Raw genomic sequence first — 25,172 nt, forward strand, 5'->3', positions numbered from 1 at the left:
GGGGATGGTCAGTGGACGGAGGCCAGGCCGAGGTCGCCGAGCAGCGACGCCCGGAGGTCCTCACGCGCGGTGCCGACGTCGCGTTCGTCCTGGTCGAGCCGGACGTCGTACGTGCTGCCGATCCGGCCGTCGCTCATCACGAGGATCCGGTCGGCGAGCGCGATGGCCTCGTCGACGTCGTGGGTGACGAGCAGCATCGCGGCGTTGTGCCGGTGCCGCAGGTCGCGCACGAGGTCGTGCATCCGCAGCCGGGTGATGGCGTCGAGGGCGGCGAACGGCTCGTCGAGCAGCACCAGGTCGGGATCCGAGACGAGTGCGCGGGCCAGCGACACCCGCTGCGCCTCTCCACCGGACAGCGTCTTGGGCCAGGCCCGTGCCCGGTCCTTGAGCCCGACCTCGGCCAGGACGGCAAGCGCACGTTCGTCGGCGCTGGCTTCGTAGAGGCCGATCGTGACGTTGCGCAGCACTCGCTGCCATGGCAGCAGCCGGTCGTTCTGGAACACGATGGCTCGCGCCTTCGGCACCCGAACCGTCCCGGCGTCGGGGCGGTCGAGGCCTCCGAGCAGTCGCAGCAGCGTGCTCTTGCCGCACCCCGACGGGCCCAGCAGCACGACGAACTCGGACTCGCCGATCGTCAGGCTCAGGTCGTCGAGGACGACCCGGTCGCCGAACTGGCGGCGGACGTTGCGTACGTCGACGGAGGTCGTGGTCGTGGTGCTCATTGCGCCTCATAACTCGGGCGCCACTGCAGCAGCACCCGCTCGAGAATCCGGACGAACTGGTCGGCCAGGAGCCCGAGGACGGCGTAGATCACGAGCCCCAGGTAGACCTGATCGGTGCGCAGATAGGTCTGCGCGCGGTTGATGAGGTAGCCGATCCCCGCATTGGCGTTGATCGTCTCCGCCGCGACCAGCCCGAGAACGCTGTACGCGAGGGAGAACCGCAGCCCGACCAGGAATCCCGGGAGGGCGCCGGGCAGCAGGACCCTGGTGATGAGCCGCCATCGGCGAACTCCGGCAGCGCGGGCCATCTCGATGAGCCGTTGGTCGACGCCGCGGATCGCCGCGAACAGGTTGAGGTACATCGGCACCCCGGCGCCGAACGAGATCAGCAACACCTTGGTCAGCTCGTCGATGCCGAACCAGACGATCATCAACGGCAGGATCGCGAGCAGCGGGATCGTGTGCACGATCTGTACGACACCGTTGAACAAGTACTCCCCCGAGCGCAGGAGCCCGGCGATGATGCCGGTCGAGATGCCGATCGTGAGGCCGATCGCCAGCCCCAGGCCGACCCGGTGCAATGAGGTGGTCAGGTCCGTCGGGAGCTCGCCGATCTTCCACAGGTCGATGCCGGCCTGGACGATCGCGGTCGGCGCGGGGGCGATCTTCTCCGGAAGCCAGCCGGCCTTGCTGGTGACCTGCCACAGCACGAGGATCGCGACGGGCGTCGTGTAGATCCCGAGCGGCCAGCTCAGCCGGCTGCGCAGTCGGTTGACCCGGCTGCCCTCGCGACCGGCCGGGGCCGTGAACGTCTCGGTGGCCCGCTCGCGCGGAGCTGGCACCGCATGACGTGGCGGACGTACGCGCGCGGGCGCGAACCCGGTGCTCATGCGGCCGACCGGCTCTCGGCGATGCTCGAGTAGTGGCTCGAGTCGCCCTTGATGGCGTACGACTGCTTGCCGTCGATCGAGACGGGGACGTCGCCGGCGACCGTGATCCGCTCGAGGCGCCGGGGCTGGTCGTCGTAGTTGTCGATCGCGTAGTGCTGCGTGATCCGGTTGTCGAAGATCAGCAGCTGACCCGGCGACCACGACCAGCGCAGGATGTTCTCGGGCCGCGTGACGTACGACTGCAGGAGGCGCAGCAGGTCGCGCGACTCGGTGTTGGACAGCCCGACGAGCCGGCGCACGAACCCGCCGATGAACAACCCGCGCTCCCCCGTCTCGGGGTGCACGCGGACGACCGGGTGCGCGGTCTCGTAGACCGTCGAGGTGAACGTCTCGTTGTACGCCTTCTGGTGGTCGCTCAGCGTCTCGGGCGGCACCGCGTAGTCGTAGTCGTTCGAGTGCACCGCCCACAGGCCGTCGGCGAGCTCGCGCAACGCCGGAGGGAGGTCGCGGTAGGCGCCGGCCGAGTCGGCGATCAGCGTCTCCCCGCCATACGGCGGCACCGTGATGCTGCGCAGTGTCGAGATCGCCGGCGGGTTGACGACGAACGTCACGTCGGTGTGCCACTGGTTGGCCTTGCTCTGCGTGCTGTCGACCGCGAGCACAGCGGCGCTGCCGTCGGCGGCGGGCACGGTCGGGTGAGCCGCGGTGAGGTCGCCGAGGTAGCCGGCGATGCGCTCCTGGCCCCGCTGGTCGAGGTCGGCCCCGTCGAACACGATCGCCTTGTGGGCGTTGAGCGCCTGGCGGATCGCCGAGATCGTCTCGGGGTCGAGCGGGGAGCTGAGGTCGACGCCGGAGATCTCGGCGCCGATGCGGCTGGTGAGCTTGCGGATGGAGATGGTCATGCGAGTTCCTTCGATGGACATGAGGACGTACGGGACGGACGCGGAGCTGGTCAGCAACAGGTCGCGCTGTGGGTCCGCATCAGGTCGACCGCAAGGCGTGCGACGAGCGTGGTCATCGAGTTCATGCCAACGACGCTAGGGCGGTGAAAGTGCAGGTCGCGGGCGGTTTCGCGGGTTGGAACGCCCTGTCGCGTCGTCGCGAACTGTGCTATCTCGCGCAGCGCGCGCGAAACCACATCTCGGCGGGTTCCGGCATCCGATCTCAGGATCCGGGCAGCCGCCTGGCAGTAAGTCGTACGGCCCAGACTCGAAACCACATGCTCTCGGGAGAGGACACACGAATGACCGTCACCACTGACATGCGGCTGGAGCAGGGGCTGCGGGCCACGATGGGCAACCTCGTCGCCGGGCTGAACGTCGTCACGACGTCGGCCGGTGGCTCCCCGCACGGTACGACCGTCAGCGGCGTCATGTCGTTGTCGATGGATCCGCCGATGGTGCTGGTCTCGCTGGGCGTACGTTCACGGCTGCTCGCCCGGCTCTCCGAGGGAGCCCGGTTCGGGATCAACATCCTCGCGTCACACCAGGATCAGGTGGCGCTGCGGTTCTCCGGGTCCGCCGAGGACCGGTTCGCCGACATCCCGTGGTTCGAGGACCATGGCGCACCGCGCATCGTCGACGCGCACGGCTGGGTCGCCGCCGATGTCGAATCGCTCGTGCCCGGCGGAGACCACGTCATCGTGCTCGGCCGGGTGGTCGACGCGATCCCGTCACCCGGAGCACCGCTGGCGTACCACCAACGAACCTTCGGCACCCACCAAGCCTTCTAGATCCCCCGAGATTTGGATGCTGTTGCACCACGTCGGCGCCCCGCGTGGTGCAGAACGATCCAAATCTCGGTGACTCAGCCGCGGACTTGGGCGATCGCGTAGAGCGCGATGCCCGCAGCGACGCCGGCGTTGAGCGACTCGAGGCCCGTCGACATCGGGATCGAGACGATCTCGTCGCAGGTCTCGCCGACGAGGCGGGACAGGCCCTTGCCCTCGCTGCCGATCACGACGACGACCGGGCCGTCGACCATCTGCGACTGACCGATGTCGACCGTGCCATCAGCAGCCAGACCGATGACCATGCAGCCGGCGTCCTGGAACTGCTTGAGCGTGCGGGTCAGGTTGGTGACCCGGGCGACCGGCACGCGCGCTGCGGCACCAGCCGACGTCTTCCACGCCGCCGCGGTGATCTGGGCGGCGCGGCGCTCGGGGATGACGACGCCGTGCGCGCCGAACCCGGACGCCGACCGGATGATCGCACCGAGGTTGCGCGGGTCCGTGACGCCGTCGAGCATCACGATCAGCGCAGGCTCGTCGCGCTCAGCCGCCAGGTCCAGCAGGTCCTGCGGGTTGGCGTACTCGTACGCGTTGAGCTTGGCCGCGATGCCCTGGTGAACGGCGCCACCGGTGATCTTGTCGAGCTCGATGCGGCCGATCTCAAGGAGGCTGACGTGCTGCTCGGCGGCAAGCTTGAAGATCTCGCGGATCTTCTCGTCGCGGTCGGTGCCCTCGGCGACGTAGAGCGCGTGCACCGGGACGGTCGCCCTCAGCAGCTCGAGGACCGAGTTGCGTCCGGCGACCCATTCGGCGGCGTCACCCTGCTTGCGCTTGGGCCGGGCGGCCTCGCGCTTCTGGGTGGCGTTCTTCATCTTGTAGATCTTGTGGTTGGGGCGGTCCTCCGCACGCGGGGTCGGGCCCTTGCCTTCGAGTCCCTGGCGGCGGCGGCCACCCGAGCCGGCGGTGGGGTTGCCCTTGCCGGTCTTCTTGATCGCGCCCTTGCGCTTGCTGTTGCCTGGCATGTCTAGTTGTCGCCCTTCACGGACCATCTCGCGCCCTGCGGAGTGTCCTCGATCTCGATGCCGGCGGCCGTGAGCTGGTCACGCACTCGGTCTGCCGTGGCGAAGTCCTTGTTGGCTCGCGCCTCCTGGCGCTGCTCCAGCAGGCCGCCCACGAGGGAGTCGATCACCTGCGCGTACGCCGCATCGTCACCTCCACGGTCCCACGTCGGGGACAGTGGGTCCAAACCGAGCACGTCGAGCATCGAACGTACGCTCGCCAGGATGCCGGCCAGCTCGGCGCTGTTGCCGTCGGCGAGCAGCTTGTTGCCCTCGCCGATCGTGGCCTGCAGCACCGCCAGCGCGGCGGGCACCGACAGGTCGTCGTCCATCGCAGCGGCGAAGGCCTCGGGCACCTCGCCGACCTCGCCCCCTACTCGCAGAGCTCGTGGGGGGACCCCCACCTCCCCGGCGATCTCGGCCGCCCGGCGTACGAATCCCTCGATCCGCTGGAACGCTGTCGCGGCCTCGGCGAGCGACTCCTCGGAGAACTCGACGATCGACCGGTAGTGCGACGCCGCGAGGTAGTAGCGCAGGTCGATCGGGCGTACGCGCTTGACGACCTCGCTGACCAGCAACGTGTTGCCGACCGACTTGGACATCTTGGACCCGGCGAGGTTGAGCATCGCGTTGTGCATCCAGAGCCGGGCGAACTGCTGGCCCGCCGCGCGGGACTGCGCGAGCTCGTTCTCGTGGTGCGGGAAGCGCAGGTCGAGCCCGCCGCCATGGATGTCGAACTCGTCGCCAAGGAACTTCGACGCCATCGCCGAGCACTCCAGGTGCCAGCCCGGACGGCCCCGGCCCCACGGCGTCGGCCACGAGGCCGACTCGGGGTCGCCCTCCTTGTGGCCCTTCCACAGCGCGAAGTCGCGGGCGTCGCGCTTGCCCTCGGGTGGCGCGTCCTCGGCGGCTTGCATGTCGTCGATCTTCTGGTTGGACAGTTCGCCGTATGACGGCCACGAACGTACGTCGAAGTAGACGTCACCCGAGCCGTCCTCCGCGGCGTACGCATGGCCGCGCTCGATCAGCGTCTGCATCATCTCGATCATCTCGGGCACGACGCCTGTCGCCCGCGGCTCGTACGTCGGAGGGACGCAGCCGAGCACCTCGTAGGCAGCGTGCAGCGCGCGCTCGTTCTCGTACGCGACGGCGAACCACGGCCGGTCCTGCTCGACGCCCTTGGTGAGGATCTTGTCGTCGATGTCGGTGACGTTGGCGACGATCGTGACGGCGTATCCCGAGCGCTCGAGCCAGCGCCGCAGGACGTCGAACACGACCTCCTTGCGGATGTGGCCGATGTGCGGCGGGCCCTGCACCGTGAGCCCGCAGTGGTAGATCGAGACTCGTCCCGGCTGGACCGGGACGAGGGGCTTGATCTGCCGGGACGCAGTGTCATAGAGCTGGAATGCCACGCGCCAACCTTATCGGCTCCGCTCGCATCCTCCCGACGCTCGGCCGAGCGGGCAATTGGTCACTTCAGTCCCACAAGCCCCACTGGTCACTTACCATGGGTCGATGCGCCATCTTCCCCGACTCGCCGCCGTCGCACTGCTCGGACTCGCGATGTTGCCGGCCGTCCCGGCGGCCGCCGCTGGCGACCAGGCGGCATACGCACGCTGGACCACCACAACCGACTTCGCCACGGGCACCTCGATCGGTCTCGCCGCCAAGACCGGCGCCGTCACCCTGGGCGCGGGCACGTCTGTCATGGCGTACGACGATCCGAGGGTGAGCGGTGGGGTGCGGCACTACGACCGCGGCTACTGGACCTCGCCGTGGCAGACGACCGCGTTCCCCGCCAAGAGCCTGATCCCGTCGTGGAACATCAGCACCCCGAGCGGCACCTGGGCGAAGGTCGAGGTGCGGGTCCGCAACGGCACCACGACCGGCAGCTGGGACAGCGTTGCTCGCTACTCCGCGGGCACCGCCTACATCAAGCGCTCGTCCTACTCGAGCCAGACCGACGACCTCGCCAAGGTCTCGACCGACACGATCATCGCCAACACCGGCACGACGTTCACCGGCTGGCAGGTCCGCGTCCAGCTCATGCGACACGTGTCGGTCGACGCCGGCCCGACCCTGGAGGCGGTCGGCGGTGTGGCCGCCACCTACACGACCCGCACGGTCGGCACCAGCACGACGACGATGACCGCGTCCAAGGAGCTCGCGGTCCCGCGTTCGTCGCAGATGATCCACAAGGGTCAGTTCCCTCAGTGGGGTGGCGGCGGCGAGGCCTGGTGCTCGCCCACGTCGACCTCGATGGTCATGCGTTACTTCGGCAAGGGCCCGACCCCGTCGGCGTACGCCTGGTCGCCCTACACCGACAGCTTCGTCGACCATGCCGCGCGCGACACGTTCGACTACGGCTACGACGGCACCGGCAACTGGCCGTTCAACACCGCGTACGCCTCCCGCTACTCGCTCGACTCGTTCGTCACGCGGCTCTACAACCTGCGCGAGGCCGAGGCGTTCATCAATGCCGGCATCCCACTCGTCGCGTCGATCGCGTTCGCCCGGGGCGAGCTGGACGGTGCGCCGATCTCGTCGACGCCCGGGCACCTCCTGGTGATCCGCGGGTTCACCGCAGGCGGTCGCGTCATCGCCAACGACCCGGCGGCTGGGAGCAACTCGACGGTGCGGCGCGTCTATTCGCGGGCACAGTTCGAGCGTGCCTGGCTCAAGGGCAGCGGCGGCGTGGTCTACGTCATCCGCCCCGCGAGTCGTGTCCTGCCACCCGACACCGCCCGCTGGTGAGCGAACATTCCTGATGCGCACCACGGCATCCGGGGGTCGATTCCGGGATGGCGATCAGCCCGCGGCCCGGACAACGAATCCCCAAGGCGCCGCTCGCGCAAGTGGTTAGCTCACCGGCTACACCACCGATTCCTCACTCCACCGTGACGGTGATCTTCGGGTAACCCGTCGCGCCGTCCGGCAGCACGCCTGCTCGTTCCTCGGTCTGCGGCTTGCCATGGGCGTTCGTCGCCCGCGCCTCGATCGTGTGGTCCCCTGCCTCGGCGGTCCACTCGAGCCGCCACTGGACCCAGGTGTCGACGTTCGGGACCGTGCCGAGCGTTGCCGGCTGCCACGCCCCGCCGTCGATCCTGATCTCAACGCCCTCGACTCCCACGTGCTGCGCCCACGCGACGCCCGCGATCGCGGTCGTACCGGCATCCAATGTCTGACCGCTCTTCGGCACGTCGATGCGTGACTCGGTCTTGACCGGTCCGCGCTCGCCCCAGCCGCGCTGGGTCCAGTACGCCTCGAAGTCCGCGAACCGGGTCACCTCCCAGTCGACGACCCACTTTGTCGCGGAGACATAGCCGTAGAGGCCCGGGACCACCTGGCGTACGGGGAAGCCGTGCGGGATCGGCAGCGCCTCGCCGTTCATCGTCAGCGCCAGCAGCGCGTTGCGGCCGTCGGTCAGCGCTGCGAGCGGCGTGCCGCAGGTCCAGCCGTCGTCGGACGTCGAGAGCAAGGCATCCGCGCCGGCGTGGACCCCGACCTCGTCGAGGATTCCCTTGATCGGCACGCCACCCCAGACGGTGTTGCCGATCAGGTCGCCGCCGACCGGGTTGGAGACGCAGCAGATCGTGATCCACTCGTGCTCGAGGCCGCGGTCGAGCAGGTTCTGATAGGTCAGCGTCAGCTCCTTGTCGACCATCCCGTGGATGCGCAGGGTCCACGACCCCGGATCGACGAGTGGCGGCGAGAGGGCGGTGTCGATGCGGTAGAAGTCGCGGTTGCTCGTCAGCCACGACCCCTGGCCCTTGACCGCGAGGTCGGCGCCCTTCGGCGCTTCCACCTGGCCCGACGGGAGCTTGAGTGCCGCGCGCACGCGTTCGATCGCCTGCCTGCGGCGGTGACGCGAGGCGAGCACCTCGCCCGCGGATCCGACGATGATCGTGGCGATCGCGATGACGGCGGACGTACGAATGAACGAACGCCGGCTCTCGTCCACGGTGTGCTCAGGGCGCCTCCGGAGCAGGTGGAGCGCTCCGATCATCACGCCGCCGGCCGCAACACTGGCCAGCACTCCGCCCGCGTCACCATACGGACGCGACAGCACCGCGGCGGACGCGAGGACGACGAGCGCGACCACGAGGGCGTATGCACGTGGGCGCGGCCACCAAGTGCCCGCGAGCGCTCCAAGCAGCAGGATCGCGACCACGACGCTCGCAACCGCCAGGGGCTTGTCGGCATGACCGACCACGCCGATGATCGCCTCGGCCATCGGCCCGGGCGTCAGCTTGATGACGGACTGGCCGACGGCCAGCACGGGCGACTCGCGCAGGTTCAACAGCGCCGCCAGGCCCTCACTCGTCGCAATGGCTGCAGCCGCCGCGAGGAGACCGCTGAGGACCGACCGCCGGGACGTCACCCGTCCATCCTCTCGCGCATGTCCCAACCGCCACGGGCGTACGGCATGATCGACATGTGACATCTGCGCGCATCGGCATCGGCACCGACGTCCATCGACTCGTGTCCGGCCGCCCGATGTGGCTCGCCGGCCTGTTGTGGCCCGACGAGGAGCAGGGGCTCGAGGGTCATTCCGACGGAGACTGCGTCGCCCACGCGATCGTCGATGCGGCCCTCGGTGCGGCCGGGTTGGGTGACATCGGCAGCATGTTCGGCACCGGCGAGCCCGAGTGGGCCGATGCGTCCGGGGTCGACTTCCTGATCGAGATCGAGCAGCGCCTCCGCGATCACGGCTGGCGGGTCGGCAACGCGTCCGTGCAGATCATCGGCAACCGCCCCAAGATCGGGCCTCGCCGCACCCAGGCGCAGCGCGTGCTCGCCGATGCGCTCGCTGCGCCGGTCAGCGTCTCGGCGACCACGACCGACGGCCTGGGGCTCACCGGCCGCGGCGAAGGCATCGCCGCGATCGCCACCGCCCTCGTCCTCCCCCTCTGACCCCACCGGACATGACGAAGCCCCCGTCTGCGTGAGACGGGGGCTTCGTACGTGTGTCAGATCAGGACGCGAGGACCTCGTCGAGACGGGTCTCGGCCTTGTCCTCGTTGGTCTTCTCGGCGAGCGCAAGCTCGGAGACCAGGATCTGGCGAGCCTTGGCCAGCATCCGCTTCTCACCGGCCGACAGTCCACGCTCGTGATCCCGGCGCCAGAGGTCACGGACGACCTCGGCAACCTTCAGCACGTCACCCGAGTGCAGCTTCTCGAGGTTTGCCTTGTAGCGCCGCGACCAGTTGGTCGGCTCCTCCACGTGCTCGGCACGGAGGACTCCGAAAACCCGCTCAAGCCCTGCTTCGTCGACGACGTCTCGAACTCCGACGAGATCAAGGTTGCAAGCGGGGACGCGAACGACCAGGTCGTTCTGCGAGACGATGCGCAGCACGAGGTATTCACGCTCCTCGCCCTTGATCGTCCGGGTCTCGATGTCCTCGATGACTGCAGCGCCGTGATTGGGATAGACAACGGTTTCGCCGACAACAAAAGTCATAGAGAAAACACCTTTCCTAGGTGACCAGTCTAACATGCGTAACGGATGTCGATCCCTGCCGTTTCAGGCCATCCCGCCCATAGCAGATGACATCGCAGCAGGTCAAAGGCAGAGTTCGAAGCGTCCTCCGATACGATCTCGGAGACCCTTCGACGCATCAACGACGGACTGAAAGCAGTGATCTCGTGAGCACCGTACGACGTCGCCGCCTCGCGGCCACCGCCCTTGCCACGACGGCACTTCTGGCCCTCGGCGCCTGTGGCACGGGCTTCAGCGCCCAGACCAATCAGGTCTACCAGGCCGGGGTCGGCGCCAACCATCGCGGCGACATCGACGTGCTCAACACGTTGTTCGTCGCCAACGATGACGGCTCCGCCACACTCTCGGCGGCGATCGTCAACAACACGGGCGCCAAGGACAAGCTGACGTCGGTCACGGTCACGACCCTCGACGACAAGCAGCTTCAGGTCAGCGGCTCCAAGCACGTGGACCTGCCCGCCGGCGACCTCAAGACGGCCGACGGCTTCTTCATCTCCAAGGGCGCGACGGCCGGCGACTACGTCAAGGTGACGCTGGAGTTCGACGACACGGCACCCGTCACGATCGAGGCTCCGGTCGTGACCCGCAGCGAGGAGTACGCCGACGTCGCCTCGGCGCCCGAGCCCACACCGACGCCCACCGAGACCGAGTCCACCGAGGACTCCACCGAGTAAACCTGTCACCAACCTGCTCCGCGAGCCCTAGGCTGCGGGGCATGAAGCCGCCCGCGCGTCAGTTCATCGCGCTCGCCACGACCCTGTTCATGCTCGCCTCGTGCGGCTCGGAATCTGATCCCGGCAAGAGTGCTCCCAAGCCGTCAACCAGCGCGACCCCTCGCGCTGACGTCGAAGTGCTCGACGCCGTGCTCGTCATGAACGACGACGGCTCAGCCACCCTGTCGGCCCAGATCGTCAACCACACGGACACAGACCAGGAGATCTCCGACGCGTATGTCGGGGAGCAGTACGGCGACGGGCCCACGGTTCGCGTCTTTCGATCTGATCACAACGTCATCGCGGCCGACGGGACAGCGACCACAGGCGGCGAAGACGACCCGGCTACGATCCGGATGCCAGACGCGAACAAGCTCGGGGACTCCGCGCCACTCAGCCTGGAGTTCCGCCAGGCCGACAGCGTTGTCGAAGCCCCAGTCATCGTCCCGCTCAAGGTCCCCGTCGTGGCGCGCTCGCCCAAGTACGACGCCGTCGTCGGCAACGAGCCCAACACGGCGATCAAGGTCGAGCACGCCCGCATCACGGTCCTCCCGGGCCAGCGCAAGGCGTACGTCGACGGCACCGTGATCGCCACGATCAACGACGGCGCGTTGGAGCTGCCCACGGCCGTGGACGCGGACGGCAAGCCCGTCCGCTACCGGCACCAGACGGCGACTGGCGGACCGTACGGAATCGAGGCAGTGAAGGGCGAGAAGACCGAAATCGGCAACGGCGCGCCCTACGAGGAACACGAGGGCGACGCCGACTACTTCGACGCCGAGGACCTCACGGTCGGCGAGACGATCACCGTCACGATCCCGTTCCAGTCCGGCGACGTGATCGTGCCGTTCAAGGTCGTCGCCGGCTAGGCGTACGTCAGCTCAGCTGGCCGGTGACGAGGTAGACGACACGGCGGGCCATCGAGACGGCGTGGTCGCCGATGCGCTCGTAGTAGCGGCCCAGCAGTGCCAGGTCGACCGCCGGCTCGACGCCGTACGACCAGCTGTCGCCGAGCAGCGAGCGCAGCAGCTCCTTGCGGAGCCGGTCCATCTCGTCGTCCTCGTTCTCGAGCTGGCCCGCGGCGTCGACGTTGCGGTTGGCGACGATGCGCGAGGCCGAGTCGATCATCGAGTCGGCGACGGTCGCCATCGCGGTGATGTTGGGGTGCAGGTGCTCGGGCACCGCGGAGTCGGGCATCCGGCGCCGGGCCACCTTGGCCACGTGCACCGACAGGTCGCCCATCCGCTGGAGGTCCGTCAGCATCCGCAGCGTCGCGACGAGCTGCCGGAGGTCGGTGGCGACCGGCTGCTGCGTGGCGAGCAGCAACAGTGCGCGCTCCTCGATGATCTCGGTCGCCTCGTCGATGTCCTTGTCGCCGGCGATGACGGACTCCGCGATCTGGGCGTCTGCTTCGAGCAGAGCCTTGGTCGCGTCGGCCACGGCACGGCGTACGGTCCCGGTCAGGTTCACCAGGTCGTCGACGATGGCATCGAGCTGTTCGTAATACTGATCGCGCATGACCCAGACGTTAGGCAGCCGGGATGAACGGACGGCGACCTCCGGTGAACGCGGTGTGAACAGCAACCGAAAGGCCTGTCGCTGCAGGGGTCAGAGTGACTACTGAGCGTCGAAAGCCCTCTACGATCGATGCTGTGGACACCAGTGCAGGATTGTTGATCGCGGGGGCGATCGGCGCCGTCGTCGGCGCGATGATCACCTATCTGTGGCGCTACAGCGAGCGCCGCGAGGCGACCGTGCCCGAGCCCTCACCGCTCGTACCGCCCGGGGCCGACCAGGTGCTGTCGGTCATCTCATCCTCGGCTGTGTTGATCGATTCGTCCGACACCGTCATCAAGGCGTCGGCCCCCGCGTTCGCAATGGGCATCGTCCACGAGGACCGGCTCGAGCCCGAGGAGCTGATGACCCTCGTCCGGCAGGTGCGCCGCGACGGCCAGGTGCGCGAGGCCGACGTCTCCCTGCAGCCGCGCCGCGGGACCACGTCGTACGTCCACGCGCGGGTCGCGCCGCTGACCTCGCGGCTGATCCTGGTGCTGGCCGACGACCGTACGCGTGAGCACCGGGTCGAGTCGATCCGCCGTGACTTCGTCGCCAACGTCAGCCACGAGCTCAAGACGCCGGTCGGCGCGCTCAACCTGTTGGCCGAGGCCGTCGGTGAGGCCAAGGACGATCCCGAGGCGGTCGTCCGGTTCTCCAGCCGCATGCACCTCGAGAGCGAACGACTGACCCGTCTGGTGCAGCAGATCATCGACCTGTCGCGACTCCAGAACGACATGCTGAGCGACGACGCGACGACGATCAAGATCGGTGAGCTGGTCTCGGAGGCGACCGAGCACTCCGCGACCGACGCCGAGCACAAGGGCATCGAGATCGTCACGGCTGTCGAGCCCGATCTCTTCGTCCACGGCGACCGGGCCCAGCTGCACGCCGCGGTCAGCAACCTGGTCGAGAACGCCGTGACCTACAGCCCCGACGGTTCGCGAGTCACCGTGACCGCGCAGCTCGACGGCGAGGACGTACGCCTGACCGTCGCCGACAACGGCATCGGCATCCCCGGCGACGAGCTCGATCGCATCTTCGAGCGGTTCTACCGCGTCGACCCGGCGCGCGCCCGCACAACCGGCGGCACGGGCCTCGGACTGTCGATCGTCAAGCACGTCACAGCCAGCAACGGCGGCACGGTCGAGGTGTGGAGCGAACCGGGACTCGGGTCGTCGTTCACGCTGGTCCTGCCGGCACACAGCCATGAGATCGATGAGGAGAACGCGTGACCAAGGTACTGGTCGTCGAGGACGAGACGAGCTACAGCGAGGCGCTGTCGTACGTCCTGCGCAAGGAGGGGTTCGAGGTCGCGATCGCCGAGACCGGCCCTGATGCGCTGACCGAGTTCGACCGCGGCGGCGCGGACATCGTGCTGCTCGACCTGATGCTGCCGGGGCTGTCCGGCACCGAGGTGTGCCGTGCCCTGCGCGCCATCTCGTCGGTGCCGATCATCATGGTCAGCGCCAAGGACACCGAGGTCGACAAGGTCGTCGGCCTCGAGCTCGGCGCCGACGACTACGTCACCAAGCCCTACTCACCCCGCGAGCTCGTCGCCCGCATCCGCGCCGTGCTGCGCCGCGGGTTCACCGACGAGGTCGATGACAACGCCTCGCTCGAGCAGGGCCGCGTACGCATGGACGTCGACCGGCACCTCGTGACGATCGACGGCGCGGAGACGAAGTTCCCGCTCAAGGAGTTCGAGCTGCTGGAGTACTTCCTGCGCAACCCCGGCCGCGTGCTGACTCGCGGACAGCTGATCGACCGGGTGTGGGGCGCGGACTACGTCGGCGACACCAAGACCCTCGACGTCCACGTGAAGCGGCTGCGCGCCAAGATCGAGAAGGACCCGGCGAACCCCATCACGCTGACGACGGTGCGAGGACTGGGCTACAAGTACGATTCCTGACCCCTCGCCGCAAGGCGTTGAGCTCGCTGCGGACGGCGCCGAGCTGACGAGTCCGTTAGCGCGCGTCGACGAGCGGACGACGCAACGCGAGCTGGTCATCGAACGGCGCTTGTCGATGGGCGCTAACTGACTTGTCAGCGCTGGTGAGCGCCTCGAAGAGCAAGCCAACGAGCTGAATGCGGGAGCCCGAGTCTTGGAAGGTTCAGCGCCCCTGGCTTGCCACAGCTGCGATTGCCTCTTCGGCCGCCGCCGGGTCGAGGTACTTGCCGCCCTTGACCGTTGGCTTCAGGTTGTCGTCGAGCTCGTAGACCAGCGGGATGCCGGTCGGGATGTTGAGGCCGACGACGGCCTCCTCGCTCAGCCCGTCGAGGTGCTTGACGAGGGCACGCAGCGAGTTGCCGTGCGCCGTCACCAGGACCACGTGGCCGTCGAGCAGGTCGGGGACGATCGAGTCGTACCAGTAGGGCAGCATCCGGTGCAGCACGTCGGCCAGAGCCTCGGTGCGCGGCAGGAGCTCATCGGGCAGCGCGGCGTAGCGGGCGTCGGAGGCCTGGCTGAACTCCGAGTCGTCCTCGAGCGGTGGCGGCGGGGTGTCGTACGACCGACGCCACGTCATGAACTGCTCCTCGCCGAACTCCTCGAGCGTCGCCTTCTTGTCCTTGCCCTGCAGCGCTCCGTAGTGGCGCTCGTTGAGCCGCCACGACCGGCGTACGGGGATCCAGTGGCGGTCGATGCCGTTGAGCACGATCTCGGCGGTGCGGATCGCGCGACGCAGCAAGGAGGTGTGCAGGACGTCGGGCGCGAGGCCGGCCTCGGCCAGCAGCTCGGCGCCGCGGGAGGCCTCGGCGAGCCCCTGCTCGTTGAGGTCGACATCGACCCAGCCGGTGAACAGGTTCTTGGCGTTCCACTCGCTGTGACCGTGGCGCAGGAGGATCAGGGTGCTCATGGAACTGAGCCTATTGGGGGTTTCGACAAGCTCAACCGGCGGGAGGGGCTCATTCGGCGGGAGGGGGCTCAATCGGCGGATCGGATTCCTTCCACTCGCGATAGATCTGGCTGAGCGCCTGCACGTAGTCGTTCTGCGAGTGGATGCCCTCAAGCGTCCACTGCTGCTCGATCACGATGTACGGCAGCTGCGTGATGCCGAGGGCTTCCCCGGTCGCCACCTGCGCACGGACCTCCTCGGCGTACTCCGTGCTGGCCAGCAGCGCCTCGGCGGTCTCGAGGTCGAGCCCGACGAGCGCCGCCCTGGTCGCCAGCGCGAACGGGTCGCCGATGTCGGACCCTTCGAGGAAGTGCGCGCGCCACAGCTGATGGGCCAGGTCACGCTGGAACCCCGGCCCCGCCTCGTCGGCCCAGGTCAGCAGCCGCCAGGCATCGAACGAGTTGGCGTGCACGGCCTCGTCGAAGTTGAGGTCGATGCCGGTGATCTTGGCGGCCGCGGTGACCTGCACGTTGATGAACTCGGCCTTGTCGGCGCCGCCGAGCTCGTCGGCGCTGACGTCCATCAGCAGCCGGCCGTCGTTGGCCGCGTCGGGATCGAGCTGGAAGGCCCGGAGCGTGAACTCGATCGGCTCGCCGGTGAGGATCGAGAACATCGCGGCGGCGCGCTCGAACCGGGTGGCGCCGATGTAGGACCACGGATCCGTGACGTCGGCGAAGATCAGGACCTTCACGACCGCAACGCTACGCGATTCCGAAGGCGTCGTTCTCCCCCTCTAGATTCGTGTCATGCCTCATCACGACGCGACCGGCATCAGCTGGAACGAGCTCGGCACCGGCATCCCGGTCGTCATGCTCCACGGCCTGGTCGGTGACCACCGCCTCATCAGCCGGTTCACCGAATCCGTCCTCGGGCCGCGACCCGGGCTGCGGCGGCTCCACGTCGACCTGCCCGGTCACGGGATGAGCAGCGGCGACGGCGTCTCCTCGTCGGATGACGTCGTCGAGCGGGTCGCCGCATTCCTCGACGACGTGCTCCCCGGGGAGTCGTACGCGGTGGTGGGCAACTCGTTCGGCGGTGGCGTCGCTCGGGCCCTGACGGCGCGCGAGCCGTCGACGGTGCTCGGCATGGCACTCATCGCGCCGATGATCATCGCCGATCACGCGCGCCGCGACGTGCCGGCTCTCGTCCCGATCGACGTCGAGCCGCTTGACGGTGGCACCGACGACGACCGGCAGGACTTCGCCGAGTTCACGTTCCGCCAGACGAAGCAGCATTGGCAGCTCTACCTCGACGAGGTCGCGCCCGGCGCCCGCCTGGCCGACATGGACGCCATCGGGCGCATCTCCGCGGCATACGAGTTCTCCGTCCGCCCCGAGTCACGCTTCACGACGTATGACCGCCCGGTCACGTTCATCCTCGGCCGGCAGGATCCCGTCGTGGGTTACACCGATGCGCTCGCGCTCGCGGCGTCATACCCGCGCGCGACCTACCTGGTCGCCGACGGAGCGGGCCACAACCCGCACCACGAGCAGCCCGAGCTGTGCGCGGCCGCCCTCGGATCGTGGATCGACGCGGTGCTCAGCTCGACGGCTTGAGGTGCTTGAACGCCTCGAGGTTGCGGGTGGACTCCCCGCGCGACTCCCGCCACGCCCACTCCTTGCGGATCGACGACGCGAAGCCGAGCTCAAGGATCGTGTTGAACGACTCGTCGGCATACGTCAGCACGGCGCCCAGCACGCGGTCGACCTCGTCCGCCGTGACGGCATGCAAGGGCAGCCGGCCGTCGAGGTAGATGTCGCCGGCCGAGTCGACGGCGAAGGCGACGCCGAACATCTTGAGGTTGCGCTCCAGCAGCCAGCGGTAGACCGTCTCGTGGTTCTCGTCGGGGTTGCGGCACACGAACGCGTGGATGCCGAGCGCGTGCTTGCCGATCTCGAGCCGACACGTCGTCTGCAGCTTGCGCTCGCCGGGCAGGGTGACCTCGAAGACGCCGGGCCGGTGCTCGGTGTGCTCCAGCTCGGCTGCGCGCAAGGCTTCCAGGATCGTCTCGCGAGCATCTGTCATGCCTCGTTCTCCACGTGCGTGAGGTGCCACTCGATGGCTTCCTCGTAGACCCTGAGCGTACGGTCGGCCGTCACGTCCCAGCCGAAGCCCTCGGCATGGCGTACGGCCTTGTGACTCATCGCGTCGCGCAGCTCGGGATCGGTCAGCAGAGGGTGCAGGGCTGCGGCGTAGTCGCGCGGATCATGCCCGTCGACGAGTACGCCGGAGACGCCGTCGGACACGGCCGTCGAGAGGCCGCCGACCCGGGCCGCGACGACCGGGGTGCCACAGGCCTGCGCCTCGATCGCGACGAGACCGAACGACTCGTTGTAGGACGGCACGCACACGACGGAGGCTGCGGCGTACCAGTCGGCAAGGTCCTGCTGCGCCACGGTCGGGATGAAACGGACGACGTCCTCGAGGCCGAGCCGCGCGCTCAGGTCGGTCAGCGCCGTCGGCCGGTCGAGGCCAGACCCGGACGCGCCGCCGACGATCGCGACGACCAGCCGCTCGCGCAGCTCCGGGTCGTGCTGCAGCATCCGCGCTGCCGCCTCGAGCACGATGTCGGGTGCCTTGAGCGGCTGGATCCGGCCGGCGAACAGCAGCAGCGCGGCGTCGTCGGGCACGCCGAGCGTCGCCCGTGCCTCGGCCTGCCGGCCGGCACGGAAGACCTCGAGGTCGACGCCCGGGTGCACGACCGCGACGTGCTCAGGCCGGGCTTCGTACATCTCGATGAGCTCGCGGCGCTCCTCCATCGTGTTGGCGATGAGGCGGTCGGCGAGCCGGACGATCTCCTCCTCGCCGTAGATGCGGCCGATCGGCTCGGCGTCGTCGCCCTCGGCGAGCATCGCGTTCTTGACCTTGGCCATCGTGTGCATCGTGTGGACCAGCGGCACGTTCCACCGCTCGCGCGCGACCGTGCCGACCTGGCCCGACAGCCAGTAGTGCGAGTGCACGAGGTCGAAGTGACCGGGCTCGCGCTCGACCTCGGCGCGGAGCACGTCGCGTACGAACGAGCACAGCTGCGACGGGAGGTCGTTCTTCTGCAAGCCCTCGAACGGCCCTGCGGGCACGTGATGCACACGTATGCCGGGCTCCGCGTCGACGTGCTGAGGCTGGTGTCGGGAAGTGGCGCGGGTGAAGATCTCGACCTCGATGCCGCGCGAGGCGAGCTGCCGGGAGAGCTCGAGCACGTAGACGTTCATGCCGCCGGCGTCCCCGTCGCCGGGCTGCTCGAGGGGCGACGTGTGCGCCGAGAGCATCGCGATTCGCTTGATCATCGATCAGCCGCCTTTCGGCTCCATCGTCTCACCCGGTGCCCAGCCCGCATCGGTGTGGCCGTCTGGCACCATGACGTCATGCCCACCGCCGTCGTCACCGGGGCCAGCAGCGGCATCGGCGCTGCCACCGCACGCGCCCTTGCCCAGGCCGGATTCCACGTCTTCTGCGTCGCGCGACGCACCGAGCGCATCGAGGCACTCGCCGGCGAGATCGACGGCACCGCGATCACCTGCGACGTGACCGACGAGGCGCAGGTCGCCGCCCTCGCCGAGGCGGTCGGGCCGTCGCTGGACCTGCTGCTCAACAACGCCGGCGGTGCGGTCGGCACCGACCACGTCGCCGTGAGCAACCCTGACGACTGGCGGCACATGTACGAGGTCAATGTCATCGGCACGCTGCTCGTGACCCGCGCACTGCTGCCCGCGCTCGTGGCCAGCGGCGCCGGAACGCTGGTCAACCTGGGCTCGACGGCGGGCCACATCACGTACGAGGGGGGTGGCGGCTACACCGCGGCGAAGCACGGCGTCACCGCGATGACCGAGACGCTGCGGCTCGAGCTCAACGGCCAGCCCGTGCGCGTCACCGAGATCGCGCCGGGCATGGTGCGCACCGACGAGTTCTCGCTCAACCGTTTCGGTGGCGACCAGTCCCGCGCCGATGCGATCTATGCCGGGGTGCGCGAGCCCCTCGTCGCTGAGGACATCGCCGACGCGATCGTCTGGGTCGCGACCCGGCCGCAGCATGTCAACGTCGACCTCATGGTGCTCAAGCCGATCGCCCAGGCAGCCGCCCACAAGGTGCACCGCGAATGACGAATGGCCCCACCGCGTCACGGTGAGGCCATTCGTACGGGCGAGGGTCAGTGCAGGATGACCGGCGTTGCACCCTCTTCGTCGTCGAGCAGGTGCACGACCTCACGCTTACGCGGGAGGAAGTAGACCGGGATCAACGTCGCGAGGAGCACGCCGAAGGCCACCCAGTAGGACGACTGGAACGCATCGGCCAGGTCCTGGAAGCCCTTCTGCAACGTCGCGTCCGAGACATTGAGCAGCTCGACGAGCTTGCCGCCGTTCTCGGTGTGCGAGCTGGCCGCCAGCTGTGCGGCGGTGAGGCCACCGTCGACGCCCGGCAGCTTCTCCGAGCCGGCGATGATGTCGCCGCTCCTCATCGACTTGGTGAGGACGACCGAGATCGTCGCGATGCCGGTGGCGCTGGCCACCTGCTGGGTCACGTTGAGCAGGGTCGACCCGCGAGCGACATCCGCTGCCTTGAGCGTCTTGAGCGCCGAGGTGAACAGCGGCATCATGGTCGCCCCCATGCCGAGGCCGGTCACGAACAGCCACGCCATGATCGTCCAGTCCGAGGTGCCCGGGTCGGTGTTCTGAGCCAGGCCGAACACGCCGATCAGGATGCCGAGGAAGCCGAACGGGACGATGCGACCCACCGGCATCTTGTCGGTCAGCGCACCCGCGATCGGCATCGTCAGCATGGCGCCGATGCCCTGGGCTGCGACGAGCACACCGGCCTTCTTGACCGAGTAGCCGTCAACCTGCTGGAAGTAGGTGGGGACCAGCAGCAGCGCACCGAAGAACGCACCGGCGAACAGGAACATCGTGATGATCGACACCGTCAGGTTGCGGTCCTTGAACAGCCGCAGGTCGAGCAAGGGGTGCTCGGGCTTGAACGACCAGTAGACGAACGCGCCGATCAGGGCGATGCCGATCGCTGCCGGGATCAGTACCTTGCTGGTGAGGACGGTGCCCTCAGCCATGCTGGACACGCCGTACAGCAGCGAGGCGAGACCCGGCGACAGCAGGATCATCCCGACGACATCGAACGACTCGCTCGGCTCGGGAGCGTCCTTGGGCAGGACCCGCCAGGAGTAGACCAGACCGATGAGGCCGATCGGCAGGTTGATGAGGAAGACCCAGTGCCACGAGGCCGCGTCGATCAGGATGCCACCGAGGATCGGGCCCATGATCGGCCCGAGCAGCATCGGGATGCCGAGGATCGCCATGAGACGGCCCATGCGGTGCGGGCCGGCGGCCTTGGTCATGATCGTCATGCCGAGCGGCATCAGCATGCCGCCACCCAGGCCCTGGAGCACCCGGAAGCCGATCAGCGCTTCGATGTTCCACGCCGTCGCGCACAGCAGCGAACCGATCGTGAACAGCGCGATCGCGGTCATGTAGAGGCGCTTGGTGCCGAACCGGTCGGCCGCCCAGCCCGTGAGCGGGATGACCGCCGCGAGCGCGAGCATGTATGCGGTGGCGGTCCACGCCACGGTCGAGTACGCGAGCGGCTCGTCGCTGCCGGACAGCTCGGTCTGGAACGTCGGCAGCGCGACGTTGACCACCGTGACGTCCAGGATCGACATGATGGCGCCGAGCACGACGACGCCGGCGATCTTGAGGAGCTCAGGTGTGATCTTGTCGCTGTCGTCGATCTGTCCCGTTGGGGAAGTCATACGCAATCTCCTAATGGGTATGCCGGCGCAGGGTGTCGCCGGCGAGGATGGTGCTGAGCGCGCGATGAAGGTTGTCGCGCTGGTCTTCGGGCAGGTCCGCCGTGAAGGCCTTGATCGACTCACGCTTGGAGTCGATGTGTTGCATGCTGAGCTTCTCGCCGACCGGGGTGAGCGAGACGAGCTTGACCCGACGGTCGTCGGGACTTTCCTGCCGTTCGACGACGCCGAGCTTGAGCAGCTGCTCGACGTTGCGGCCGGTCGCCGCGTCGGAGAGGCCGAGCGCCTTGGCGATCGCATGGATCGGCGTGGGCTCGCCCTTCTTGGCGAGGAAGAACAAGGTGCGTGCCTGGGAGAACGAGAGATCGAGCTCGACCATGGCGTCCATGCCATCGCTCTCGGCCAGCGTCATCAGGCGCATGACGAAGTCCTCGAGCACGGCGTAGAGCTCGTCCGGTGAGGTGGGCACCGAAAAACCATAACCAAAACGCAACCTTTGATCAAATGAAGTCTTTGTGAACCGTCAATGACCAGAGCACGACCGCGATTCGTCTCCCAGCGGTCGTCCCCCGTAGAATGGCAAGGCTCCGAGGTTCTCGAGCATTCCCCACGCATAGGACTTTTTTCGCATGCCCATTCGCTCCGACCTGCGCAACGTCGCAATCGTCGCCCACGTCGACCACGGCAAGACCACGCTGGTCGACGCCATGCTCCAGCAGCAGGGCCACTACGACGAGCACCACCAGCTCGCTGAGCGCGCTATGGACTCCGGCGACCTCGAGCGCGAGAAGGGCATCACGATCCTCGCGAAGAACACCGCCGTTCGCTACAACGGTCCCGGTGCGCCCGACGGTGGCGTGACGATCAACATCATCGACACCCCCGGCCACGCCGACTTCGGTGGCGAGGTCGAGCGCGGCCTCTCGATGGTCGACGCCGTCATCCTGCTCGTCGACGCCTCCGAGGGCCCCCTCCCCCAGACCCGTTTCGTCCTGCGCAAGGCGCTCGCCGCCCACATGCCGGTCGTCCTGGTCGTCAACAAGGTCGACCGTCCGGACTCGCGCATCGCCGAGGTCGTCGACGAGACGTACGAGCTGTTCCTCGATCTGCTCGAGGACGGCGCCAGTGAAGACGCCCTCGACTTCCCCGTGGTCTATGCCTCGGCCCGCGCCGGTCGCGCGTCACTCAACAAGCCCGACGACGGTGGCATGCCCGACAGCGACAACCTCATCCCGCTGTTCCAGACGATCATGGATGCCGTACCGGCTCCGGAGTACACCGAGGGTGCGCCGCTGCAGGCCCACGTCACCAACCTCGACGCCTCGCCGTTCCTCGGCCGGCTCGCGCTGGTCCGCGTCTTCGAGGGCACCCTCAAGAAGGGCAGCCAGGTCGCGTGGATGAAGCACGACGGCACGACCGAGCGGGTCAAGATCACCGAGCTGCTCGTCACCAAGGAGCTCGAGCGCGTACCCGGTGAGAGCGCCGGCCCCGGCGACATCGTCGCCATCGCGGGCATCCCCGACATCACGATCGGCGAGACCCTGGCGGACCCCGAGAACCCCGTCGCGCTACCGCTCATCACGGTCGACCAGCCGGCCATCTCGATGACGATCGGCACCAACACCTCGCCGCTCGCCGGTCGCGAGAAGGGCACCAAGGTCACCGCCCGCCTCGTCAAGGACCGCCTCGACCGTGAGCTGGTCGGCAACGTGTCCCTCAAGGTCCTCGACACCGAGCGCCCCGATGCCTGGGAGGTCCAGGGTCGCGGCGAGCTCGCACTGGCGATCCTCGTCGAGCAGATGCGCCGCGAGGGGTATGAGCTCACGGTCGGCAAGCCCCAGGTCGTCACGCGCGAGGTCGACGGCAAGCTGCACGAGCCGATGGAGCGCCTGACGATCGACGCACCCGAGGAGTACCTCGGCGCGATCACGCAGCTGCTGGCCGTCCGCAAGGGCCGTATGGAGCAGATGATCAACCACGGCACCGGCTGGGTCCGTATGGAGTTCATCGTCCCGGCGCGTGGCCTGATCGGCTTCCGCACCGAGTTCCTCACCGACACCCGCGGCACCGGCATCGCGCACCAGACGTTCGAGAAGTACGAGCCGTGGGCCGGCGAGATCTCGACCCGCCCGTCCGGCTCGCTCGTGTCTGACCGCGCCGGGGCTGCGACGTCGTACGCGATGACCAACATCCAGGAGCGCGGCACGCTGTTCATCGAGCCGGCGACCGAGGTCTACGAGGGCATGATCGTCGGCGAGAACTCCCGCGCCGACGACATGGACATCAACATCGTCCGTGAGAAGAAGCAGACCAACGTACGCTCGAACGCCGACGAGTTCGAGAAGCTCGTCCCGCCGCGCAAGCTGTCGCTCGAGCAGTCCCTGGAGTTCTGCCGCGAGGACGAGTGCGTCGAGGTCACGCCCGCGAACGTCCGCATCCGCAAGATCATCCTCGACGCCACCGAGCGCAACCGCGCCAACCGCGGCAAGAAGTAACCCTCCGCCCACCGGGGGGTGGGTTAGGCACCTATCGAGCGCGTTGATGGGTGCTTAACCCACCGCTCGCTCGGGCTGGAGGATCGAATCGACTCGAACAGCGAGCGCCAGCGCGGTCCGAAGGTCGGGGCAGGTCCGTCGTAGCCTCCGCGGACCAGTTGCCCGAACACTTCCGCAACCAGCTTCTTTGGAGTGTCGAGCTTCTCGTTCGTTACCTGCACATAGCGCCATCCGTCGTCGCGAAAGCCGCCATACCGATCGATGTCCCGGTTCCACTGGCTGACATCCGTCAGGTGCTGGCGGCCCTCGTACTCAACCAGCAACTTCCACAGCAGATAGACGAGATCGCCGCAGCCAAGGAGCTCACCGCGAGCAGTGCGTACGTCCTTGTTGACTTCGGGCTTGGGCAGGCCCGAGAAGACGAGGACCGCTCTCGATTCCGACTCCTTGAGCGATCGGGAGCCCGCCTCCAAATGAGGGATCACCCGACGTATCTTGTTGGCCCCCGGTCGCCAATGGTCGCGGCGGGCGAGCTCCGCGACCTCCAGCACCGTCATGTGGCGGCGATGCAGGAGCCAGTCGCCGACCTTGATGGCGTCAATCATCCGAGCGTCTGCGCAGTACTGAATGAACGCGGCTGCAGGAGTCACTCCGACACCATCGAGCGGCGGTAGCACCTCGGTCCGGTGCAAGAAGATGTCGTCGACATCGAGATGCAGGTCGCCGGCAACTGTGAAGTGGAACGGCTTCGTGTTGCCGAAGTCGAGCCCGAGCGCCTGGATCCGCGTGATGTGGCTCAGCTGCGCACGCTCGGGCGTCGACATGTCGGCAGCCCTAATCCAGTCGAGATCGCTAATCGCGTAGTCGCTCAAAACCCACACGCGGGGAAAGAGCCGCTTGTATCGAATCCCGTTGAGCATGCGGGGCGTCAGTCCGAGCGCCCTCGCTTGTGCGCGGGTGAAGGGGCCGTGTCGGAGTTGATCTGGAATGCGCGGATGAGGTGCCATCTGCCCATCCGACCTAAATCGCGGCGTCGATGGCAGCGCTCGCGCATCGCTTGTGGACAACGGCGGCCGACATGAGATCTGGGGACCACGGAGCGGTGGCTGGCGCACCTATCGGCGCAGTGCATAGGTGCCGGACCCACCGCGCTTGGAAGGGACAGGTGCCTAACTCACCGCTCACGCCAGCGACTGGGCCCTAACTCACCGCCCAGTTAGAGGACGTTCTTGGGGCGGAACTGGATGCTGATGCGGGGGCCGACGGGCCTGGCGGTCTTGAGGATCGCGTGCTCCCACGTACGTTGGCAGGTCCCGCCCATCACGACGAGGTCGCCGTGACCCAGCGAGAAGCCGATCTGCTCGCCGCCGCCACGCGGACGCAGCGACAGCCGACGGGCGGCGCCGAGGGAGACGATCGCGACCATCGTGTTGTCGGTGCGGCCCCGGCCGATGCGATCACCGTGCCACGCCACACTGTCGCGGCCGTCGCGGTAGTAGCAGAGCCCGGCGGTCACGAAGCGCTCACCGAGCTCGCGCTCGTAGTGGTCGCTCAGTGTCTCGCGGGCCTCCAGCAGCAGCTGATCCGGCAACGTCGCGCCGACGCCGTAGTGGCACAGCAGCCGCGGCACGTCGACCATGCGGTCGTACATCTCACGGTTCTCCGCCCGCCACGGCACCTCGGCCTGCAGACGGAGGAACAGCTCGTCGGACCCGGTGACCCAGCCCGGCTGCAGGTCGACCCAGGCCCCGCGCGTCAGGACGGTGCGCTTCGGCGTCAGCGGCCCGAGACCGGTCGGTTGACCCATGTCGAGCAGCGACCCCTGGAAGAACTCCTCCATTCCGCAATCGTACGCCTCGTCGAAC

General features: G+C 68.1%; 26 protein-coding genes. 10 read left to right on the plus strand and 16 right to left on the minus strand.

The genetic code is table 11. The features are described 5' to 3' along the window. Positions 1–8: 8 nt before the first annotated feature. Genes AC1DVU_RS00405 through AC1DVU_RS00415 form a run of 3 tightly spaced genes read right to left on the minus strand, consistent with a single transcriptional unit; the run spans position 9 to position 2,514 of the window. Positions 9–722: an ABC transporter ATP-binding protein gene (locus tag AC1DVU_RS00405; RefSeq protein ID WP_476920443.1), complete on the minus strand. Its 714-nt coding sequence runs from the start codon at positions 720–722 to the stop codon at positions 9–11. Continuing rightward, positions 719–1,612, minus strand: a complete 894-nt coding sequence (locus AC1DVU_RS00410) for an ABC transporter permease (RefSeq protein ID WP_476920444.1) — start codon at positions 1,610–1,612, stop codon at positions 719–721. The genes AC1DVU_RS00405 and AC1DVU_RS00410 overlap by 4 nt, the downstream gene beginning before the upstream one ends. Then, positions 1,609–2,514 carry a TauD/TfdA dioxygenase family protein gene (locus AC1DVU_RS00415; protein WP_476920445.1) on the minus strand — a complete coding sequence of 302 codons (906 nt, stop codon included), beginning with the start codon at positions 2,512–2,514 and terminating at the stop codon, positions 1,609–1,611. Before AC1DVU_RS00415 ends, AC1DVU_RS00410 begins: the two co-directional genes overlap by 4 nt. 341 nt (positions 2,515–2,855) lie before the next feature. Between AC1DVU_RS00415 and AC1DVU_RS00420 the strand changes: the two genes are divergently transcribed. Then, the gene (locus AC1DVU_RS00420) at positions 2,856–3,344 is read left to right on the plus strand and encodes a flavin reductase family protein (RefSeq protein WP_476920446.1); all 489 of its coding nucleotides are present in this window, start codon (positions 2,856–2,858) and stop codon (positions 3,342–3,344) included. A gap of 74 nt (positions 3,345–3,418) precedes the next feature. Here AC1DVU_RS00420 and rlmB read toward each other — a convergent pair whose 3' ends face one another. Both rlmB and cysS read right to left on the minus strand, forming a co-directional pair. Further along, positions 3,419–4,363: a 23S rRNA (guanosine(2251)-2'-O)-methyltransferase RlmB gene (gene rlmB, locus AC1DVU_RS00425; RefSeq protein WP_476920447.1), complete on the minus strand. Its 945-nt coding sequence runs from the start codon at positions 4,361–4,363 to the stop codon at positions 3,419–3,421. A gap of 2 nt (positions 4,364–4,365) precedes the next feature. Then, entirely contained in the window at positions 4,366–5,811 is a 1,446-nt protein-coding gene (cysS, locus tag AC1DVU_RS00430) for a cysteine--tRNA ligase (protein WP_476920448.1), read from the minus strand. Between the two features lie 103 nt (positions 5,812–5,914). On the opposite strand from cysS, the gene AC1DVU_RS00435 reads away from it, so the two are divergent. Beyond that, positions 5,915–7,153: a peptidase C39 family protein gene (locus AC1DVU_RS00435; protein WP_476920449.1), complete on the plus strand. Its 1,239-nt coding sequence runs from the start codon at positions 5,915–5,917 to the stop codon at positions 7,151–7,153. A 133-nt stretch (positions 7,154–7,286) separates the two neighbouring features. Here AC1DVU_RS00435 and AC1DVU_RS00440 read toward each other — a convergent pair whose 3' ends face one another. After that, a complete protein-coding gene (locus AC1DVU_RS00440) occupies positions 7,287–8,780 on the minus strand; it encodes a molybdopterin-dependent oxidoreductase (protein ID WP_476920450.1) in 1,494 nt (497 codons plus the stop codon). 56 nt (positions 8,781–8,836) lie between these two features. On the opposite strand from AC1DVU_RS00440, the gene ispF reads away from it, so the two are divergent. Next, on the plus strand, positions 8,837–9,313 hold the full coding sequence (gene ispF, locus AC1DVU_RS00445) for a 2-C-methyl-D-erythritol 2,4-cyclodiphosphate synthase (protein ID WP_476920451.1): 477 nt from the start codon (positions 8,837–8,839) through the stop codon (positions 9,311–9,313). A 61-nt stretch (positions 9,314–9,374) separates the two neighbouring features. On the opposite strand, the gene AC1DVU_RS00450 is transcribed toward ispF, so the two are convergent. Then, positions 9,375–9,860, minus strand: a complete 486-nt coding sequence (locus AC1DVU_RS00450; RefSeq protein WP_056211551.1) for a CarD family transcriptional regulator — start codon at positions 9,858–9,860, stop codon at positions 9,375–9,377. 185 nt (positions 9,861–10,045) lie between these two features. On the opposite strand from AC1DVU_RS00450, the gene AC1DVU_RS00455 reads away from it, so the two are divergent. Together AC1DVU_RS00455 and AC1DVU_RS00460 are read left to right on the plus strand one after the other, a co-directional pair. Continuing rightward, complete coding sequence (locus tag AC1DVU_RS00455; protein WP_476920452.1) at positions 10,046–10,573, plus strand: hypothetical protein; 528 nt, start codon at positions 10,046–10,048, stop codon at positions 10,571–10,573. A gap of 41 nt (positions 10,574–10,614) precedes the next feature. Then, positions 10,615–11,481, plus strand: a complete 867-nt coding sequence (locus tag AC1DVU_RS00460; RefSeq protein WP_476920453.1) for a hypothetical protein — start codon at positions 10,615–10,617, stop codon at positions 11,479–11,481. A gap of 7 nt (positions 11,482–11,488) precedes the next feature. Here the strand turns inward: AC1DVU_RS00460 and phoU are convergent, their stop codons facing one another. Further along, positions 11,489–12,130: a phosphate signaling complex protein PhoU gene (phoU, locus tag AC1DVU_RS00465; RefSeq protein ID WP_476920454.1), complete on the minus strand. Its 642-nt coding sequence runs from the start codon at positions 12,128–12,130 to the stop codon at positions 11,489–11,491. A gap of 134 nt (positions 12,131–12,264) precedes the next feature. Between phoU and AC1DVU_RS00470 the strand changes: the two genes are divergently transcribed. Next, entirely contained in the window at positions 12,265–13,401 is a 1,137-nt protein-coding gene (locus tag AC1DVU_RS00470) for a sensor histidine kinase (protein WP_476920455.1), read from the plus strand. Continuing rightward, a complete protein-coding gene (locus tag AC1DVU_RS00475; protein ID WP_476920456.1) occupies positions 13,398–14,078 on the plus strand; it encodes a response regulator in 681 nt (226 codons plus the stop codon). Before AC1DVU_RS00470 ends, AC1DVU_RS00475 begins: the two co-directional genes overlap by 4 nt. Before the next feature lie 202 nt (positions 14,079–14,280). On the opposite strand, the gene AC1DVU_RS00480 is transcribed toward AC1DVU_RS00475, so the two are convergent. Both AC1DVU_RS00480 and AC1DVU_RS00485 read right to left on the minus strand, forming a co-directional pair. Then, positions 14,281–15,024 (minus strand): phosphoglyceromutase, encoded by a 744-nt coding sequence (locus AC1DVU_RS00480; protein ID WP_476920457.1) that lies wholly within the window; start codon positions 15,022–15,024, stop codon positions 14,281–14,283. A 49-nt stretch (positions 15,025–15,073) separates the two neighbouring features. Continuing rightward, the gene (locus AC1DVU_RS00485) at positions 15,074–15,754 is read right to left on the minus strand and encodes a DsbA family oxidoreductase (protein ID WP_476920458.1); all 681 of its coding nucleotides are present in this window, start codon (positions 15,752–15,754) and stop codon (positions 15,074–15,076) included. Between the two features lie 55 nt (positions 15,755–15,809). Between AC1DVU_RS00485 and AC1DVU_RS00490 the strand changes: the two genes are divergently transcribed. Continuing rightward, a complete protein-coding gene (locus AC1DVU_RS00490) occupies positions 15,810–16,619 on the plus strand; it encodes an alpha/beta fold hydrolase (protein ID WP_476920459.1) in 810 nt (269 codons plus the stop codon). Here AC1DVU_RS00490 and AC1DVU_RS00495 read toward each other — a convergent pair. Both AC1DVU_RS00495 and mshA read right to left on the minus strand, forming a co-directional pair. Beyond that, on the minus strand, positions 16,603–17,088 hold the full coding sequence (locus AC1DVU_RS00495; RefSeq protein ID WP_476920460.1) for a type III secretion system chaperone family protein: 486 nt from the start codon (positions 17,086–17,088) through the stop codon (positions 16,603–16,605). The two genes, AC1DVU_RS00490 and AC1DVU_RS00495, sit on opposite strands and share 17 nt — an antisense overlap. After that, a complete protein-coding gene (mshA, locus tag AC1DVU_RS00500; RefSeq protein WP_476920461.1) occupies positions 17,085–18,347 on the minus strand; it encodes a D-inositol-3-phosphate glycosyltransferase in 1,263 nt (420 codons plus the stop codon). Before mshA ends, AC1DVU_RS00495 begins: the two co-directional genes overlap by 4 nt. A 78-nt stretch (positions 18,348–18,425) precedes the next feature. Between mshA and AC1DVU_RS00505 the strand changes: the two genes are divergently transcribed. After that, positions 18,426–19,160: an SDR family NAD(P)-dependent oxidoreductase gene (locus AC1DVU_RS00505; RefSeq protein WP_476920462.1), complete on the plus strand. Its 735-nt coding sequence runs from the start codon at positions 18,426–18,428 to the stop codon at positions 19,158–19,160. Between the two features lie 47 nt (positions 19,161–19,207). On the opposite strand, the gene AC1DVU_RS00510 is transcribed toward AC1DVU_RS00505, so the two are convergent. Both AC1DVU_RS00510 and AC1DVU_RS00515 read right to left on the minus strand, forming a co-directional pair. Further along, on the minus strand, positions 19,208–20,815 hold the full coding sequence (locus AC1DVU_RS00510; protein WP_476920463.1) for a DHA2 family efflux MFS transporter permease subunit: 1,608 nt from the start codon (positions 20,813–20,815) through the stop codon (positions 19,208–19,210). A 10-nt stretch (positions 20,816–20,825) separates the two neighbouring features. After that, positions 20,826–21,281: a MarR family winged helix-turn-helix transcriptional regulator gene (locus AC1DVU_RS00515; protein ID WP_476920464.1), complete on the minus strand. Its 456-nt coding sequence runs from the start codon at positions 21,279–21,281 to the stop codon at positions 20,826–20,828. Between the two features lie 160 nt (positions 21,282–21,441). Between AC1DVU_RS00515 and typA the strand changes: the two genes are divergently transcribed. Beyond that, complete coding sequence (typA, locus tag AC1DVU_RS00520; RefSeq protein ID WP_476920465.1) at positions 21,442–23,307, plus strand: translational GTPase TypA; 1,866 nt, start codon at positions 21,442–21,444, stop codon at positions 23,305–23,307. Between the two features lie 23 nt (positions 23,308–23,330). Here typA and AC1DVU_RS00525 read toward each other — a convergent pair whose 3' ends face one another. After that, positions 23,331–24,314 (minus strand): hypothetical protein, encoded by a 984-nt coding sequence (locus tag AC1DVU_RS00525; protein ID WP_476920466.1) that lies wholly within the window; start codon positions 24,312–24,314, stop codon positions 23,331–23,333. A 209-nt stretch (positions 24,315–24,523) separates the two neighbouring features. After that, a complete protein-coding gene (locus AC1DVU_RS00530; RefSeq protein ID WP_476920467.1) occupies positions 24,524–25,147 on the minus strand; it encodes an alpha-ketoglutarate-dependent dioxygenase AlkB in 624 nt (207 codons plus the stop codon). Between the last annotated feature and the right edge of the window lie 25 nt (positions 25,148–25,172).

The organism is Aeromicrobium sp. P2_G6 (assembly GCF_056403535.1).

Bases quoted from the DNA above. Each gene is read 5' to 3' on its own strand.
- AC1DVU_RS00405 (WP_476920443.1), bottom strand. From the start codon at position 722: ATGAGCACCACGACCACGACCTCCGTCGACGTACGCAACGTCCGCCGC.
- AC1DVU_RS00410 (WP_476920444.1), bottom strand. From the start codon at position 1,612: ATGAGCACCGGGTTCGCGCCCGCGCGCGTACGTCCGCCACGTCATGCG.
- AC1DVU_RS00415 (WP_476920445.1), bottom strand. From the start codon at position 2,514: ATGACCATCTCCATCCGCAAGCTCACCAGCCGCATCGGCGCCGAGATC.
- AC1DVU_RS00420 (WP_476920446.1), top strand. From the start codon at position 2,856: ATGACCGTCACCACTGACATGCGGCTGGAGCAGGGGCTGCGGGCCACG.
- rlmB (WP_476920447.1), bottom strand. From the start codon at position 4,363: ATGCCAGGCAACAGCAAGCGCAAGGGCGCGATCAAGAAGACCGGCAAG.
- AC1DVU_RS00435 (WP_476920449.1), top strand. From the start codon at position 5,915: ATGCGCCATCTTCCCCGACTCGCCGCCGTCGCACTGCTCGGACTCGCG.
- AC1DVU_RS00450 (WP_056211551.1), bottom strand. From the start codon at position 9,860: ATGACTTTTGTTGTCGGCGAAACCGTTGTCTATCCCAATCACGGCGCT.
- AC1DVU_RS00460 (WP_476920453.1), top strand. From the start codon at position 10,615: ATGAAGCCGCCCGCGCGTCAGTTCATCGCGCTCGCCACGACCCTGTTC.
- phoU (WP_476920454.1), bottom strand. From the start codon at position 12,130: ATGCGCGATCAGTATTACGAACAGCTCGATGCCATCGTCGACGACCTG.
- AC1DVU_RS00480 (WP_476920457.1), bottom strand. From the start codon at position 15,024: ATGAGCACCCTGATCCTCCTGCGCCACGGTCACAGCGAGTGGAACGCC.
- AC1DVU_RS00490 (WP_476920459.1), top strand. From the start codon at position 15,810: ATGCCTCATCACGACGCGACCGGCATCAGCTGGAACGAGCTCGGCACC.
- AC1DVU_RS00495 (WP_476920460.1), bottom strand. From the start codon at position 17,088: ATGACAGATGCTCGCGAGACGATCCTGGAAGCCTTGCGCGCAGCCGAG.
- mshA (WP_476920461.1), bottom strand. From the start codon at position 18,347: ATGATCAAGCGAATCGCGATGCTCTCGGCGCACACGTCGCCCCTCGAG.
- AC1DVU_RS00505 (WP_476920462.1), top strand. From the start codon at position 18,426: ATGCCCACCGCCGTCGTCACCGGGGCCAGCAGCGGCATCGGCGCTGCC.
- AC1DVU_RS00510 (WP_476920463.1), bottom strand. From the start codon at position 20,815: ATGACTTCCCCAACGGGACAGATCGACGACAGCGACAAGATCACACCT.
- typA (WP_476920465.1), top strand. From the start codon at position 21,442: ATGCCCATTCGCTCCGACCTGCGCAACGTCGCAATCGTCGCCCACGTC.
- AC1DVU_RS00525 (WP_476920466.1), bottom strand. From the start codon at position 24,314: ATGGCACCTCATCCGCGCATTCCAGATCAACTCCGACACGGCCCCTTC.
- AC1DVU_RS00530 (WP_476920467.1), bottom strand. From the start codon at position 25,147: ATGGAGGAGTTCTTCCAGGGGTCGCTGCTCGACATGGGTCAACCGACC.